This window comes from Chrysiogenia bacterium, assembly GCA_020434085.1.
Classification (GTDB): domain Bacteria; phylum JAGRBM01; class JAGRBM01; order JAGRBM01; family JAGRBM01; genus JAGRBM01.
The window spans coordinates 38,673-52,939 of the sequence record JAGRBM010000286.1; the positions used below are offsets into that span (position 1 = coordinate 38,673).

The 14,267-nt window shown below is 55.7% G+C and carries 12 protein-coding genes; 7 read left to right on the forward strand and 5 right to left on the reverse strand.

Annotated elements, in window-relative coordinates; all coding sequences use genetic code 11:
- Positions 1–25 precede the first annotated feature (25 nt).
- The 6 genes from KDH09_09795 (at position 26) to KDH09_09820 (ending at position 7,175) form a co-directional block, all read left to right on the forward strand.
- Positions 26–1,273, forward strand: coding sequence for an acyl-CoA dehydrogenase family protein (locus KDH09_09795; protein ID MCB0219974.1), 1,248 nt, complete (start codon positions 26–28; stop codon positions 1,271–1,273).
- 85 nt (positions 1,274–1,358) lie between these two features.
- On the forward strand, positions 1,359–2,921 hold the full coding sequence (locus KDH09_09800) for an acyl-CoA synthetase (protein ID MCB0219975.1): 1,563 nt from the start codon (positions 1,359–1,361) through the stop codon (positions 2,919–2,921).
- 23 nt (positions 2,922–2,944) lie between these two features.
- Positions 2,945–4,141, forward strand: a complete 1,197-nt coding sequence (locus KDH09_09805) for a thiolase (protein ID MCB0219976.1) — start codon at positions 2,945–2,947, stop codon at positions 4,139–4,141.
- An 8-nt stretch (positions 4,142–4,149) separates the two neighbouring features.
- Positions 4,150–4,551: an OB-fold domain-containing protein gene (locus KDH09_09810; protein ID MCB0219977.1), complete on the forward strand. Its 402-nt coding sequence runs from the start codon at positions 4,150–4,152 to the stop codon at positions 4,549–4,551.
- Between the two features lie 14 nt (positions 4,552–4,565).
- Positions 4,566–5,984: an AarF/ABC1/UbiB kinase family protein gene (locus KDH09_09815; protein ID MCB0219978.1), complete on the forward strand. Its 1,419-nt coding sequence runs from the start codon at positions 4,566–4,568 to the stop codon at positions 5,982–5,984.
- 75 nt (positions 5,985–6,059) lie between these two features.
- A complete protein-coding gene (locus KDH09_09820; protein ID MCB0219979.1) occupies positions 6,060–7,175 on the forward strand; it encodes an SDR family oxidoreductase in 1,116 nt (371 codons plus the stop codon).
- Here the strand turns inward: KDH09_09820 and KDH09_09825 are convergent.
- The 5 genes from KDH09_09825 to KDH09_09845 form a co-directional block, all read right to left on the reverse strand.
- Positions 7,135–8,013 carry a 1-acyl-sn-glycerol-3-phosphate acyltransferase gene (locus tag KDH09_09825; protein ID MCB0219980.1) on the reverse strand — a complete coding sequence of 293 codons (879 nt, stop codon included), beginning with the start codon at positions 8,011–8,013 and terminating at the stop codon, positions 7,135–7,137. The two genes, KDH09_09820 and KDH09_09825, sit on opposite strands and share 41 nt — an antisense overlap.
- A 583-nt stretch (positions 8,014–8,596) precedes the next feature.
- Positions 8,597–10,039: a HAMP domain-containing histidine kinase gene (locus KDH09_09830; protein MCB0219981.1), complete on the reverse strand. Its 1,443-nt coding sequence runs from the start codon at positions 10,037–10,039 to the stop codon at positions 8,597–8,599.
- 11 nt (positions 10,040–10,050) lie between these two features.
- Positions 10,051–11,109 (reverse strand): MBL fold metallo-hydrolase, encoded by a 1,059-nt coding sequence (locus KDH09_09835; protein MCB0219982.1) that lies wholly within the window; start codon positions 11,107–11,109, stop codon positions 10,051–10,053.
- 11 nt (positions 11,110–11,120) lie between these two features.
- Complete coding sequence (locus KDH09_09840; GenBank protein ID MCB0219983.1) at positions 11,121–11,618, reverse strand: DUF2505 family protein; 498 nt, start codon at positions 11,616–11,618, stop codon at positions 11,121–11,123.
- A 4-nt stretch (positions 11,619–11,622) separates the two neighbouring features.
- On the reverse strand, positions 11,623–13,104 hold the full coding sequence (locus KDH09_09845) for a MerR family transcriptional regulator (protein ID MCB0219984.1): 1,482 nt from the start codon (positions 13,102–13,104) through the stop codon (positions 11,623–11,625).
- A 183-nt stretch (positions 13,105–13,287) separates the two neighbouring features.
- Between KDH09_09845 and KDH09_09850 the strand changes: the two genes are divergently transcribed.
- A complete protein-coding gene (locus KDH09_09850) occupies positions 13,288–14,220 on the forward strand; it encodes a ferritin-like domain-containing protein (GenBank protein ID MCB0219985.1) in 933 nt (310 codons plus the stop codon).
- Positions 14,221–14,267: the final 47 nt, after the last annotated feature.

A 14,267-nucleotide genomic window follows, 5' to 3' on the forward strand; every position in this document is an offset into this window, starting at 1 on the left:
TTGCGGCGGGAAGGGAACTTCTACAATGGATTTCAACGATACCAAGCAGGAAAGCGAATTTCGGAATGAAGCACGAGCGTGGCTCAACGCCAATGCCAAGAAACGAGAAGACTCCGAAGACTTCTTCAGCATGTTTTCCGAGCGTGACGATTCCAATATGGTCGAAGCCGCCAAGGCATGGCAGGCCAAGAAAGTGGATGCGGGATGGGCGGGCATCACCTGGCCAAAGAGCTTTGGCGGCAGAGGCGGTTCGCCGATGCAGTCCGTCATCTGGGGTCAAGAAGAGTCAAAATTCAATGTCCCGCCCAATATCTTTGCGATCGGCATCGGCATGGCGGGCCCGACCATCATGGCCCATGGGACCAAGGAGCAAAAAGAGCAGCTTCTTCCGCCCATGCTTCGGGGCGACGAGATCTGGTGTCAGCTGTTCAGTGAGCCGGGTGCCGGCTCCGATCTCGCCGGGCTGAAGACTCGCGCCGTCAAAGACGGTGATGTCTGGGTCATCAACGGCCAAAAAGTCTGGACCTCGGGGGCGCACTACTCGGACTGGGGAATTCTCGTAGCACGGACCGACTTCGACGCACCCAAGCACAAGGGCATTACGTACTTTGTCGTCAATATGAAAAGCCCGGGGATCGAGGTCAGGCCCATCAAGCAGATATCGGGTGGAGCGAACTTCAACGAGGTGTTCTTCACGGACGTTCGAATTCCCGACTCCAACCGCCTGGGCGGCGTGAACAAGGGTTGGCCGGTGGCTCTGACCACATTGATGAACGAACGTTTCACAATTGGTGGCGGCGGCATGATGGGCGGCGGATTTGGGTTTGAAGACCTGGTCCAGCTAGCCAAGAAATTCGGTCAAAATGGCACCGCTGCGTACGGCGACATCGGTGTGCGCCGACGCCTTGCCGACATATACATTCGCTCCAAGGGACTTCAATACACCGGATATCGCGCCATCACGGCGCTCTCCAAGGGTGGGATACCCGGCCCCGAAGCCTCCGGCGGAAAGCTCATTTTTGGACAACTTTTGCAGGACATGGCGGCGCTGGCGCTCGAAATTCAGGGCCCCGTCGGCAGCCTGACCGAGGCATCGATCACGGCGCAGAATGCCGTGTGGCAAGAAGCCTTCATGTGGGCGCCCGGTATTCGCATTGCCGGCGGCACCGATGAAGTTCTTCGCAACATCATCGGCGAACGCGTACTCGGACTTCCAGGTGACGTTCGTGTTGATAAGGATGTGCCGTTCAGCAAAATCCCTTCGGGAAACTAGCGCTGGAACTGCGCGCGTGTGCAGCCGCACAAAAGTTCCGGTCCGGTGATCGACCGCGAAGGGGAACAATCGAAGGGGAACAATAATGAATGAGAAACTTCCGCTCGGATTCTGGCAGTGGGCACAGAAGGCGCCGGATCGGCATGGACTCGTCTCCCCTGATGGTAAGGAATATTCGGCGGGCGAGTTGCTTCAATTGATCAACCAGCTATCGCATGGCCTGCGGTCCTTGGGGCTTCAAAAGGGCGACGGGATCGCAATGATGTTGGGAAACGGTACGGAATGGGTCGCATTGGCCCTCGCAGCATCACAGATCGGACTTTATTATACGCCGATTAATTATCACCTCACCGGGGAGGAAGCCGCTTACATCGTCGACGATTGCGAAGCGAAAGTCCTGATAGTCGACGCCGCCTACTCCGATGCCGCACGTGTCATCGCGCAGCAGGCATCACTCCCTCAGGACCGGCGGTTTTCCGTGGGTTCTGTTGAGGGCTACCGGCCTTTTTCAGAAATTCACCAGGGCCAGCCAACGGACCTGCCTGAGAATCGCCTGGCAGGCCAGAATATGAACTACACGTCTGGAACGACTGGAAAACCCAAAGGTGTCCGACGACCGCTCATGCCCGCTACCCCTGAGCAAGCGGCACAGTTGGGAACACTGCTGGCCGGTCTCTTCAACATACCAGCTGGTTCCTACGACGGGGTACATCTATGTGCCGGACCGCTCTACCACACCGCGCCCGGCGCCTTTAGCCTGATGGGTCTGCATCTTGGCCAGTCACTGGTGCTGATGCATCGATGGGATCCCGAGAAAACACTTGAACTGATCGATAAATTTCGCGTAACAACCACCCATCTGGTCCCGACCATGTTTCACAGAATGCTCGCACTGCCCGATGAGGTCAAATCCAGATACAAGTTCGATTCCCTCAGGAGCGTCATTCATGCTGCTGCACCCTGTCCTCCGGATATCAAGCACCGAATGATCGAATGGTGGGGCCCGGTAATCTATGAATACTACGGCGCCACTGAAGGCGGCGGAACGTCGGTAAAACCCAAGGAATGGCTTCAGCATCCGGGTACCGTGGGGCGCGCATGGCCGGGTTCCACGATCAAGGTTCTTGACGATGAAGGGAATGAGTGCCCACCGAACACTCAGGGAACGGTCTATATGGGGTCACCCATCGGATCCTTCGAGTACTACAAGGACCCGAAGAAGACGAACGAGAATCGCCGGAAAGACCTTTTCACTGTGGGAGATATTGGTTACCTGACCGAAGACGGCTTTCTCTTCCTGTGCGACAGAAAGTCAGACATGATCATCGCCGGCGGTGTGAACATCTACCCGGCAGAAATTGAAGCCGTCTTTCTTTCCCATCCCAAAGTCGCAGATGTGGCTGTTTTTGGAGTCCCCGACAACGATATGGGAGAGAGTGTCTACGCAGTGATCCAGCTCAGTGAAGGATCAGAGGATCTCGATGCCTTGAAGAATGAGCTCAATAAGTTTGCCGAGGCAAAGTTGGCCAAATTCAAGTTGCCGCGCGGGATGGAGTTCCGGAAAGAACTCCCTCGTGAGCCCAGTGGCAAACTTTTCAAACGAAAACTTCGCGACGAGTTCTGGAAACATTCGGGTCGGCACATCTAGGCGACTTACGTGGGGATTATTTCGTGGCAAAGCACAGAACATCAATCCGCGGGCAGGCAGCCATCGTCGGCGCGCATGATATCGTCTCACCTACCGGGAAGCTCGATGGAACCGAGAGACAGCTGGAAGTTCGGGCGATTCGCGCCGCGCTGGACGATGCGGGTCTGAAGCTGAGTGACGTGGATGGGTTGCTCTGCACCGGCATGATGATGCCTTCCATGGATCTCGCAGAACATCTCGGGATCCAACCTCGGTACACCGATACCACGATGACCGGAGGTTCGAGTTTTGAGGTAATGGTCGAGCACGCCGCTCTGGCCATCACCTGCGGGCTTTGCGAGGTTGCCATCATCGTCTATGCAGCAACCCCGCGTGCCAAGGGCGGCGGGCGAAAGTACGCCGCGATGATGCAGGCAATGATGGAACCGGGAAACCCACCGCCCATGGCGGAGTGGGAATTGCCATACGGCCTGCTGAGTCCGTCCGGAGCGTACGCGCTTGCCGCAAGCAGGCACATGCATGTTTATGGCACGACTCCGGAACAACTTGCTCAGATCGCCGTTTCGACACGGCAATGGGCGAGCATGAACAAGAATGCAAGATATCAGGAGCCGATCACCATTGATGACGTCCTGGCATCCCCCTACGTAGCAGAACCTTTACATCGCCTTGATTGTTGCCTTGTTACAGACGGTGCCGGTGCAATTGTCATGACTTCGGCCGAGCGTGCGAAGGATTTGAGGAAACCGCCGGTGTACGTTCTCGGTGCGGCAACCCACCATGACCACGCCATGATGATCGCACAGATGCCCGATCTGACACGGACCGCCGGAGCTGTCTCCGGGCCGCGAGCGTTCGAGATGGCCGGGATCACCCCCAGGGACGTCGATGTTTTCGAGGGATATGATTCCTTTACGATTACCTTGCTTTTGCACCTCGAAGATCTGGGATTTTGCCCGAAGGGCGAAGGCGGTCGGTTTGTCGAAGGAAATCGACTCGGCCCCGGAGGGTCACTACCCACCAATACCAACGGCGGAGGACTCTCATACACCCATCCAGGAATGTATGGAATGTTCCTGCTTGTCGAGGCGACAAGACAGCTGCGTGGCGAATGCAACGACCGCCAGGTCTCTGATGCTGAAATTGCCGTAGCTCACGGATGTGGCGGCATCCTTTCATCAACGGGGACGATTGTTCTTGGAACGGAGGGCACGCTTTGAGCGGACGAATGTCAGTCGGGACGTCCGGGACGGGTACCCCCTTTTGGGATGCCACCCGGGAAAAGCGCCTTGTTTTGCAATGGTGCAAGGCTTGCGACCGCGCAATTTTCTACCCACGAGATTTCTGCCCGAATTGCTTGGGGGAGGAACTGGTCTGGGAAGACGCGAAAGGCACCGGAGTTGTTTATGCCCTTAGCGTCATGCACAAGCCCGGCAATCCTCTAATGGCCCAGAGAGTTCCATATATCGTCGCGATCATCGAGCTTGCCGAGGGCGTACGTATGCTGTCGACAGTCGTGGGCGACGGACGGATCACTGCAAAGGTAGGCGATAAGGTACGGGTTTCCTGGGAAGATCTCAATGATGGTCGCTATCTTCCGGTGTTCGAACTAATCGCTCGGACATCCTGATCAGAGGATATCCCATGCTTCATAACCGTGTCATCCGCAGCGTTGTTTCCGTCCTGTTTTTCACCCGTATCCTGATGAGCTACGTCTGGTTCGGGATGGTTACTCAGAAGCGCATTCCCAGAGGCCAGGGCATGCGACGCAGGGCTTTGGAATCACTGCACGAGATCAATGCAAAGAGAATGTATGGCTATTTTGTTCGCCTGAAGGGCGTATATATCAAAATCGGCCAATTCCTCTCCACCCAGGCCGCTTTCTTGCCTCCGGCCTATCTCATTGAAATGGTCAAGATGCAGGATCAAAACCCGATCGCTCATGAGTCGGCAATTCGCACGCGAATTGTGGAGGAGTTCGGTGCACAACCAGAAGAGATCTTCGCCCGATTTGACGCCGCACCTTTGGCTTGCGCCTCGATCGGGCAGGTTCACCGTGTTCGACTCAAGGATGGGCGCCAGGCGGTTCTAAAGGTGAAATATCCCGGCATCGACCGGTTCTTTTTTGCAGACCAGAAAGTCGTAAAGCTGATGCTGCCCTGGTTTATTCGGATTCTTGAATACGGCCTTTATCAGGAGTCCACCGGCATCAATTACAACGCGCTGATCGACGAATTCGTCAAATACATCAGCAAAGAGTTGGATTATCGCAACGAAGTACTCAATCAGGAGAGGATGTACGAACAGTTGGAGGGAATGCGCAACAGGCGTATGGTGGCCATTCCACGGCTCTACAAGGAGTATTGCCGTGACTCCATCATCTGCATGGAGTTCATTGATGCCCTGAAAATAGTGCCGTGGTATACGAACCCCAAAGTCCCCAATCAGAAGAAAGACTGGATTTTTCGGTGCATGGTCGAGTGCCTGTTCTATACCATTGCGTACCACGGCTTCTTTCAGGCTGACACGCATCCTGGCAATTTTATGGTGCTGGATGACGATCCGGAGAATCCCGATGTCCCAGCGACACTGGTGATGCTGGATTTCGGGTGCACCAAGGATTTCCCGGAAGGATTCCGCCTCGGGGTTGTCGAAGTCGTCAATGGATATCTGACGAAGATGCCCGAGAAGATCACTGCCGCGCTGTGGAAACAGGGATTTCGCACCAAGTTACAGACACTCGAATCCCTCGAATTGTGGGTAACCCAAGGCGTCGGAGTTACAGACGAGATTCTCGGATTCTTTCGGGACGGCACCGATATCGTCGAACACTTGCGCCACAACCTCGCCGAAATGGCTTCTGAATTTCTTGAACTTCACGACGCTCACCGGATCGCTGCAGTCCCGGAGCATTACGCATTGCTCGCACGCGTGATCGCTACGGCACCGGTTCCGCTTGAGGAATACATGCCGCGGGTGGATTTCCTGCCGATTGCGCTCACATATGTCAGCGTACTTGCAAGCAAGGCACGCGAGGACTCGCCTCGAGCGGCCGCATCATAGCTCATGATACTCCGGCTGGGACCGCCGGGAGTTTGACCATGAATACCAAGCGAACATGCAGGGAGATATAGGCCGATGAGTACAAAGAAGACCTCGAAAAAGAGTAATAACACCGAGAAAAGACGAGCTTCTACCAAAACGGGCAAACCCGTCGGTTCGCAGCGGGTTCGTGGCAAAACGCTGGTGACCGGCGCCGCCGGTTTTATCGGCTCTCATGTCGTACGTGAGTTGCTCAAAGAGGGCAGAGAAGTCCGCGCCTTGGTAATGCCCGGAGAGAATCGAAAAAACCTGGAAGCACTGGATGTCGAAATCGTAGAGGGAAATCTTCTAGAGCCCTCCACTCTCAAACCGGCTGTAACGGGCTGCTCGCGCATTCACCATTTGGCCGCCATTTATGCGATCTGGCTCCCGCGACGAGAGAAGATGTTCGAAGTCAACTGCATCGGCTCGTTGAACCTTCTCTGGGAAGCCTATCATCAGTCGGTCGAAAAACTCGTCTTTACATCGTCGATCGCGGCAGTAGGCATCAAGCCCGGCAAGACGCCCGCAAAGGAGGACGACCGATTTAACCAGGTGGCTGCGGCAAACGATTACGTCAACTCCAAATGGCTTTCTGAAGAGGAGGCGAAGACCTTTGTTCGCCAGGGAATGGACATTTCGTTCTGCAACCCCGGATTTCCCTTTGGCGCAAGAGACGTCGCGCCGACCCCGACCGGCCAGATATTGCTCGATATCGTGAATGGGAAGAATCGATTCTACTTTGACGCGGGATTTTCCGCAGTGGACGTTGAAGATGTGGCACGGGGTCACGTACTGGCTGAAAAACACGGAAAGCCTGGTGAACGCTACATCCTTTCAAATCACAATCTGACGTTCAAGGAATTTTACGATTTGATTTCCGACGTGAGTGGTGTTCGGCACAAGGCGAGGAAACTCCCGATCCAGTTCGCCGCTCCCCTTGGTGATTGGCTTGAGCGCCGGGCCGATCAAACAGGCAAACGGCCTGTGCTGACGGGAAGCGGTATTCGCTATGCGAACAACTACCTGTACTTCGATAACTCGAAAGCGCGCAACGAACTGGGCCTGACATTCACGCCGATTGAGGACAGCATCAGACGCGCAATTTCATGGTTTGCGGAGAACCGCTACATCACGAACCAGGAGTTTCTTCGGCGCTACCGGAATTGCTGACCGACGGGCTTTCCAATCGTGCAGCCACGAGCGACTCGAGTGCTGCCCGCTCATCCTGCGAGTACGGGGTCGGGTCCACGGGCTCCAGGAATCGCACCTGAATGCGCTCCCTACGAAGGATGTGGCTGCCGCGAGGCAGAGCCCGATCGGCGCCGACGATCCGGATCGGGATAATCGGCGCGCGGGCCTCGATGGCCAAGATGAAAGCGCCGCGTTTCATCGGCAGCAGGCGTCCGTCCCAGCTGCGTGTGCCCTCGGGAGAGACGAGGATGGAAATGCCCCGTTCCCTCACGTCCTGCGCTGCTTGTGCAATGCTCCCCCGCCACTGATCTTCGTCGTAGCGATCGACGAGGTAGTGCTGTTGCCTTTTCAGCCACTTTCCATAGAGTGGCATCCGACTAAGTTCGACGTTATAGAGACTGCGAAACCGGCGGTCGGCTATGGCACCCAGAATCAGATGGTCGAGATGGCTGGTCTGGTTCCACATGAAAATAGCGCCCGACTCTGCCGGCGGACAGTTCTCCGTTCCCGAGATGGTCAGCTCCACACCGAGTGCACCGAGCAGTTCCCGGCAAATGTAGCGCTCTCGCTCCACACCCGGCAGGGCATCGCTTGCGCGAAGGATGGCTGGAAATCTGAAGGCTGCCTGCAACCATGCACGAATGGAATGGATACGTTCCATTGCGGAGTAGCCGGGCGGTTGCCATCCGAGGGGCGGAAGAATGCCTGCATCACGGGCCTCGGCATCGCTCATGCCGACATCCTTTTGCGGCTGCAGGTGCTTCCAGAATTGCCAAGCGGGAACACTGGCCCGAACGTGATCGGATTTTTTGTCCATCAGAACTCGACGCCGGTACCAATGATCGGGCCATGGAACCGGTATCTCAACTTCCGCCCGGGGTGCAGATCGCCGGGAGTCCAATCAAGAGCGTGACCGGTATCCGGCCCAGATACTCGGGCCCGCGCTTTGCATCTCGAATGCATAGCGAATACTGCCCTTGAGCGTCAAGACAAAACCATCCCCCACCGATCCCTCCGATCAGCGGCAGGGCGCGATTCCAAGATCGATGATCCCATTGGTTACGTGTGCCAACGAGCCCATCGGCCTGAAGTAGCGGGAATTCGATCTTGAAAGCCGATTGCCGAATCGGCACTATTGATCAACTTAAATTGATTGATGTGTACGGGTATCAACAGTCTTTCAATTGGGCCTCTCGGTATCGTCCATCGTCGGTGCATTTTGTGCCGCGTGCCAGTGGAACGGTGCCTCAAATGCCTGCGGTCGCGCACGACCTAACCGATGAACGGAAGGGCCGTCCGGGGCGAAATCTACAAGGAAGCGGCCATCTCGCAGCGGTTTCCCGGGGGCAATATGACGGCGTTTGACAAAATTCGCCGAAGCTTATGGCGGTCACCGGTCCCTAGACGCTCGGCAGCTCCACCCAAAAGACCGAACCTTCTCCTGGTTCGCTCTCAACCCAAATGCGGCCGCCGTGCATTTCGACAAATCTTTTAACAATCGAGAGCCCGAGCCCCGTGCTGAGTGCATTGCCGATCTTTTGGTTTTCGTGCTTGCGCCTGCGGGCAAGTGCCATAGGATCAAAGAGAATGGCTTGCACTTCCGGGGGGATGCCGGTTCCGGAATCCCGCACGGCGATCCGCGCCCTACCTTCTGCCACCCGGGCCAACTCCATCGTGATGGTACCTCCTTCGGGTGTGTGAATCACGGCATTCTGGACGAGATTTGTAAACGCCTGGACCAGTTTCGATCTGTCGGCGTAAAAAGCGGGATCGGCGCCGCAATCAACAAATTTGAGCCTGGTGTTCTTGAGCCTGGCATTGGCTGTCTGGGTTGCTTCGACGTCATGGACAAGGTCCCCGTATGAGAAATGGGAGCGCGAAAGGACGATTTTCCCCCCTTCCAGGCGGGCAGAATCCAGCAGATTCGAGATCAGTTCCAGCATTCTTTGACTTGCGCCATGAATTTCACGGGCATGGGTAAGAGCGCTCTCACGTGAGCCATCGAGTTCCATCACCAGGAGTTCGCTGTAGCCTCCCACGGATACGAGTATATTTTTGAGATCATGGGAGCACACGGCAAGCATTTCATTCTTTGTCTGCACGGCGGCCTCCGCCACCCGACGCCGCAGCTCTACTTCGTACGTAAGCAGACCGGCGCAAAACGCGGATCCATAGTTGATCATATGAGCTACCAGGAGGACTACAATTGGAAATGTCGGAATGCCATAAAATTCATAGGCCGGAAGCCGATGCCCCAGCAGGGGGGAATAGGGAAGAACACCGAAATATTCCAAACTCACAATGAGGGCGTAGGCCCCGGAGCACATGGCCGCATACGCAAGACCCCAGAAAAAATTCAAAAACAGGCTGGCAAGCGTAACGAGCAAAGGATAGAAAACAACCACCACGCTGGTCAGAGAACCGAAGAGATGAATTGCAAAAGTTATAACGAAGACATCGAGAGCCGCAAGCACCGCGAAGATCGCTCTGGGCGCTACCCTGAAGAGAATGAGGACGATCAGGATCGCGTTTAGAAAGCTGTAGGCACCCGCGATCGGCAGGTAGTCGTAGAACATCGGCGCCAGCATGGCTGCCATCAGGAAAGAAGAGAGGATAACGATTCTGGCGAAGGCGGCACGGCGGTACCTCTGATAACCCTCGCGCTCGCCGCCAAACAAAAAGTAGGCATGCCCGAGAACCGAACGCAGTCGCCCGAGATATCTATCGTAGCGTGAGAGGTCCGCCCAGCGCTCAAGACGTCCGAGGTACCCCTCGATATCCTTTTCGAACTCGGCGAATTCGTCAGCTTTTGTGTCGCCTTGGGGCGTTTCCGGTGTCGGCATACACGCTTAGTCTAGCGTGAAGGGGTAGCCTCGAAAAGATAGTGACGCCCGTCATCATGGCGTCGGACACGGCCTGCCTCTTCCATAACTTCCAGGTTCCCCAGAAGTTCGCAGGTGGCGAGAAAAAGCTGCATTCCAAACGCCTTCGGGAAGAGTCTTTCGGCCAGTTGACGCAGGTTGGAGGGGCCCATCTCGCCCAATGCATTCCATATTTTTTTCTGACGTTTATCATAAAAAAGGAACAGGGAGTCGATAACCGCCTCGTGCCCGGCGAATGGCAGCCCATGTCCCGGGAGGACGCAGGAGAGGTTCAGCTTGCGCACCCGCTCGATCTGTTCGAAATAACTGGCCAGAGAGCGGAACTTCAGATTGTAGTCCCTTTCTCCCTCGGGGCCCAAATCAATGAGCGGGTTGGGACTGGTTTCCTGAAGCAAATGGTCGCTGGAGAAGATCAGCCCCTGATCAGGTTCGTGATAGCAGACGATCTCACGCGTGTGTCCGGGAGTATAAAGAACTTCGAGCACAAAATCCTGGAATGGAATCCGGTCCCCTTCCTTAACAAGCGTGACATCACCCTGGATGCAGGGGGCCATGGCTCGCATCATTTCCCCGGAGAGCGCCAGCGTGGCGAACACCTGTTCGTCCAGACCGAGACGCAAGAAAAATTCTCTATAAACAGGCTTGCGCTGGGCTACCGCGTCCGTATCGTTGAGAGCAAATGAGTCCACGCTGTGTTCGCCGATGAATACCTGTGCGCCGGAAAGCTGCCTGACGCGTTCCGCGAAACCGAAATGATCGGGATGGGCGTGGGTAATCAGAATTCTCTCAAACTGATCCGGCCGATATCCGATGGCTTCAAGGTAATCTACAAAGACCTTCCAGGCTGCAGGGCTGTTGAGGCCGGCGTCAACGAGAGTGAGCGGTTCTTCGATAATGTAGCAGTTGACGGTGGGAACGCCCGGAAAATCGAGCGGCGTCCTTACTTGGTGAATCCCGCGAGGCAAATCCACCTTGTGAGCGATCATTGTGCCCCGATCCAGTGGTACTTGTTTCTTCTGGCTTGCATCCACGTTGTATCGCCCTACGCGGCTGATCTACGGTCAATGTATTGTTGGGTCAAATCGGCTTCCCGGTCATACATGCCAGCCATGCGGGCCATGTAGAATCGCTCGACGGCTCGCCCCACCAGCCGGACTTCACACTCAAACGATCCCTTGAAACGCCGTATCGTCCCGCCCCGTCCGTCTGGCTCGTAGAGGGTTTTGCCGTTTAGTTTTCCGATCCGGGCTTCCCCCGAAACCGTCTCAATCATCGTCTCCTTATCGAGAACGTAATTCATCTCAAAATAGGGTTCGCGATGCTTGAGGGCCCGTTCGATCCAGGCGGGCAAGTGCAGGTCCGGGTAAACTCGAACAATTTTGCGCCGCTGGGTTGGAGAGTCTTCGTAAACGAGGCGGTCAGATTGGCGAATTGTTCCCAGGTGCTCAATCAGATATCGGCGAAAGCCGCTATCGTCGATCCAATTGACCAACTCGATGGGGGGGAGGGGAAAACAGTGTCTGAATTCGAATTCCTGCATGAATTCATTCCTGCGGCCATGCGCGCTGATAGGCGTATTGGCCGAAATTCGACGCTGGATCGCGGAGGATCACTTGCTGGAAGGCCTCGTTGGCCTGTTTTTTTTCCCTTTTGAGATCAAAGGCCTCTCCGAGATAAAAGTAGGTATTGACCCGGTATATCTCGTTGAATCCCTTGAATGGAAGCCCCAGTTGGGCTTCGGTGTGTGTATCGACGATTTCCAGAAGGTCTCTCAGCGCGCCGATTCCCTCGTCTACCTGATTGAGAGGCGCCGGAAGAATCGTGTAGGCGCGTCCTTTCATGAGGAGGATTTCAAGACGGTCCTTGAGGCGCCGGGGCGTAAGTCGCAGGCTTTCCTGGAACAACTGGAGCGATTTATTTAGCCACTGGGCCGGTGAGATGACCCCACCCACCCGCGCGGCCTGCATTAAGTTGGCTATCGCGGCGTAGGCTGTGGTTCTCGCATCGTGGGGCGCGACTTTGTGCGCTTTGGCGGCCATCTGAACCGCCTCGTCCGTCCGATTAAGAAACGTATCGGCGACGGTTTTGAGTAGCATCGCGTCGGAGTCATATTTGTCGTTTTTGAGTATCCGGGTGGCCTGTTCAGCACCCTCTTCGTAGCGCCCGATCGCGAGGTAAGCCTCGGCAAGTCGGAGCTGCAGATCACGTCTTTGCTTCGCGTCGCCGTCGCGCAGCTGGGTTTCGATCTCTTCAATCTGGGAGGGAATAGCGTGCTTTTCCAAAAATGCTTCACTGGGGATATAGATCTTCTTTCGCAGTTTTTCGACAGACAGCGGGCCTTCTTCATATGCGCGCTCGAAATGCAGCCGAAGAGCTCGTGTCTTCGCGGCTTCCAAAAATCGGTTAATGAGTGAATCGATTTCCCCCAACCGTCCCACTACTTCCCGGAAACTGGCGTCCCCGTCAATGGTGTGAATGAGGGCCTTGGATTCCTTGGTAACGACGGCTTCGATCGGGTTGAGAAGGTCAACGAAGAATTCGACGGGCAGTCCCTTGCTGTGAGCGGTCGAAACGATCCACGCGATTTTCCGTTCTTCGCCGGAGAGCGGCCCTTCGATGGCGCTGATGAGCCCGGCCTCCGCAAGGTATTTCTGCAAGTCCTCTGGTATTTCAACTTCGGCCGCGGGCTCCGTCGCCAGAACACCAACGCTGGGCGGAAGAAACCCTTTCCCCTCGGTTGCCCGCTCGAACATGTCAGCCACCAGGCTGAGTTCGAGCGCCTGGGCATCGTAGTTGCCCTGCTTGAAAAGCTGAGCGATGAAGGCCAGTGGGAGTTTCTTTTCCTTTTGTAGCTTGCGGACGAGTTCGAGAAGCTTGAGATGGTTTTCGTCGTAAAGGGCCAGTTTTTCGCGTACTTTGCGGGGCGGGGGCAGGATCCCCGCCCGCAAATAGTAGTGGATTGTTTTGCCGGCCACGCCCGCGGCATCTGCCAATTCTGAAAGTTTAAATTGTTTCTTTTTCGCCATGGCCTCAAAAATACCACGAGTTCAAATAGTTATGATGCGCGCCCGGTCCCTTGCCCCGTGCAGTATAATCCAGCCCTTGACGGCGAATCAAGGATAGTGTTTACTATATTTGTAGTCGGATGGGCGTTTTCCGGGGTCTTTCCCGGAGTGCCTCAATGGATACGGAGCAAAGGAGCGACTCTTATGGCGGAGCTAGTTCAAAGAGCAACTCGTGAGCAACTTACCAAGGTGGATGCCAGTGACAACATTTACAAGGTGGACCTGTGGCTCAAGACGGCACCGCAGGGCTATCTCGTCAAGACCCGTTACGGAAAATACGAGGACCGGCCAATCGAAGAGAATCCCCTCCTTTTTGAAGAAGGGGATCTGCGGGACCAGCAGCTGATGACCCTCGCTCATTTCGTGGTGGGGGAGCGGGCGGCCCTCCTCTCGGCAGCGGGCTGTATTCCCCGTGAGCCTGACCATGCGGCGCGGGCGTTTCTCTCGACCCAGACGGCTGATGAGGGGCGGCATGTGGAGGTCTTCTCCCAGCGCCTCTTCGACCTGGGGGTAACCAGGGAACAGTTTGAGGACTTTCTCGACAGCTGGACCAATCCCTATCTCAAAAAGTTTTGCCTTGCCCTCGAAGACCTCGTCAAGAATGGCGATTACGTCGCTGCCATCGTTTGCAACAATATCATTCTGGAGGGGCTCGCTTTCAGCGTCTTTGAGTTCTCCCGCGGGATAAGCCAATTCATGGATCCCGTTGGCGAGCAGGTGCTCTGCGGCGTCATCGCCGACGAGCGTCGGCACGTCGGTTTTGGGGAAAATCATCTTGCAAAACTCGTGGCCCGTTTTCCCGAAAGCAAGCGTAAAATCGAGAATGCCCAGAAGGAACTGTCCGGGTTCATGATGGCCAGCTTCAAGAGCATGCTCAGCAAGTTTGGATCAGTTATGAATCGGACGATCGGCGAATACAAAGAAGTTCTTGGCGATTTCGAGCCGTATCCGGGAATCAAGCTTGGTCGCTCGAACTCCGAAGATCTGATGGGCGCAATGTGGACCAAGATGGAGCGGGAGTTCAAAGACCGTCTCACCCGGATCGGCGTGGATTACCAAGAGCCGTACCAGAATTAGCCCTTCCTCAACGGATCCGGTCGCCGATGCCCATACATTGCGGATCA

Coding starts and splice junctions, on each gene's coding strand:
- KDH09_09795 (MCB0219974.1), top strand. CDS start 26: ATGGATTTCAACGATACCAAGCAGGAAAGCGAATTTCGGAATGAAGCA.
- KDH09_09800 (MCB0219975.1), top strand. CDS start 1,359: ATGAATGAGAAACTTCCGCTCGGATTCTGGCAGTGGGCACAGAAGGCG.
- KDH09_09810 (MCB0219977.1), top strand. CDS start 4,150: ATGTCAGTCGGGACGTCCGGGACGGGTACCCCCTTTTGGGATGCCACC.
- KDH09_09815 (MCB0219978.1), top strand. CDS start 4,566: ATGCTTCATAACCGTGTCATCCGCAGCGTTGTTTCCGTCCTGTTTTTC.
- KDH09_09820 (MCB0219979.1), top strand. CDS start 6,060: ATGAGTACAAAGAAGACCTCGAAAAAGAGTAATAACACCGAGAAAAGA.
- KDH09_09825 (MCB0219980.1), bottom strand. CDS start 8,013: ATGGACAAAAAATCCGATCACGTTCGGGCCAGTGTTCCCGCTTGGCAA.
- KDH09_09830 (MCB0219981.1), bottom strand. CDS start 10,039: ATGCCGACACCGGAAACGCCCCAAGGCGACACAAAAGCTGACGAATTC.
- KDH09_09840 (MCB0219983.1), bottom strand. CDS start 11,618: ATGCAGGAATTCGAATTCAGACACTGTTTTCCCCTCCCCCCCATCGAG.
- KDH09_09845 (MCB0219984.1), bottom strand. CDS start 13,104: ATGGCGAAAAAGAAACAATTTAAACTTTCAGAATTGGCAGATGCCGCG.
- KDH09_09850 (MCB0219985.1), top strand. CDS start 13,288: ATGGCGGAGCTAGTTCAAAGAGCAACTCGTGAGCAACTTACCAAGGTG.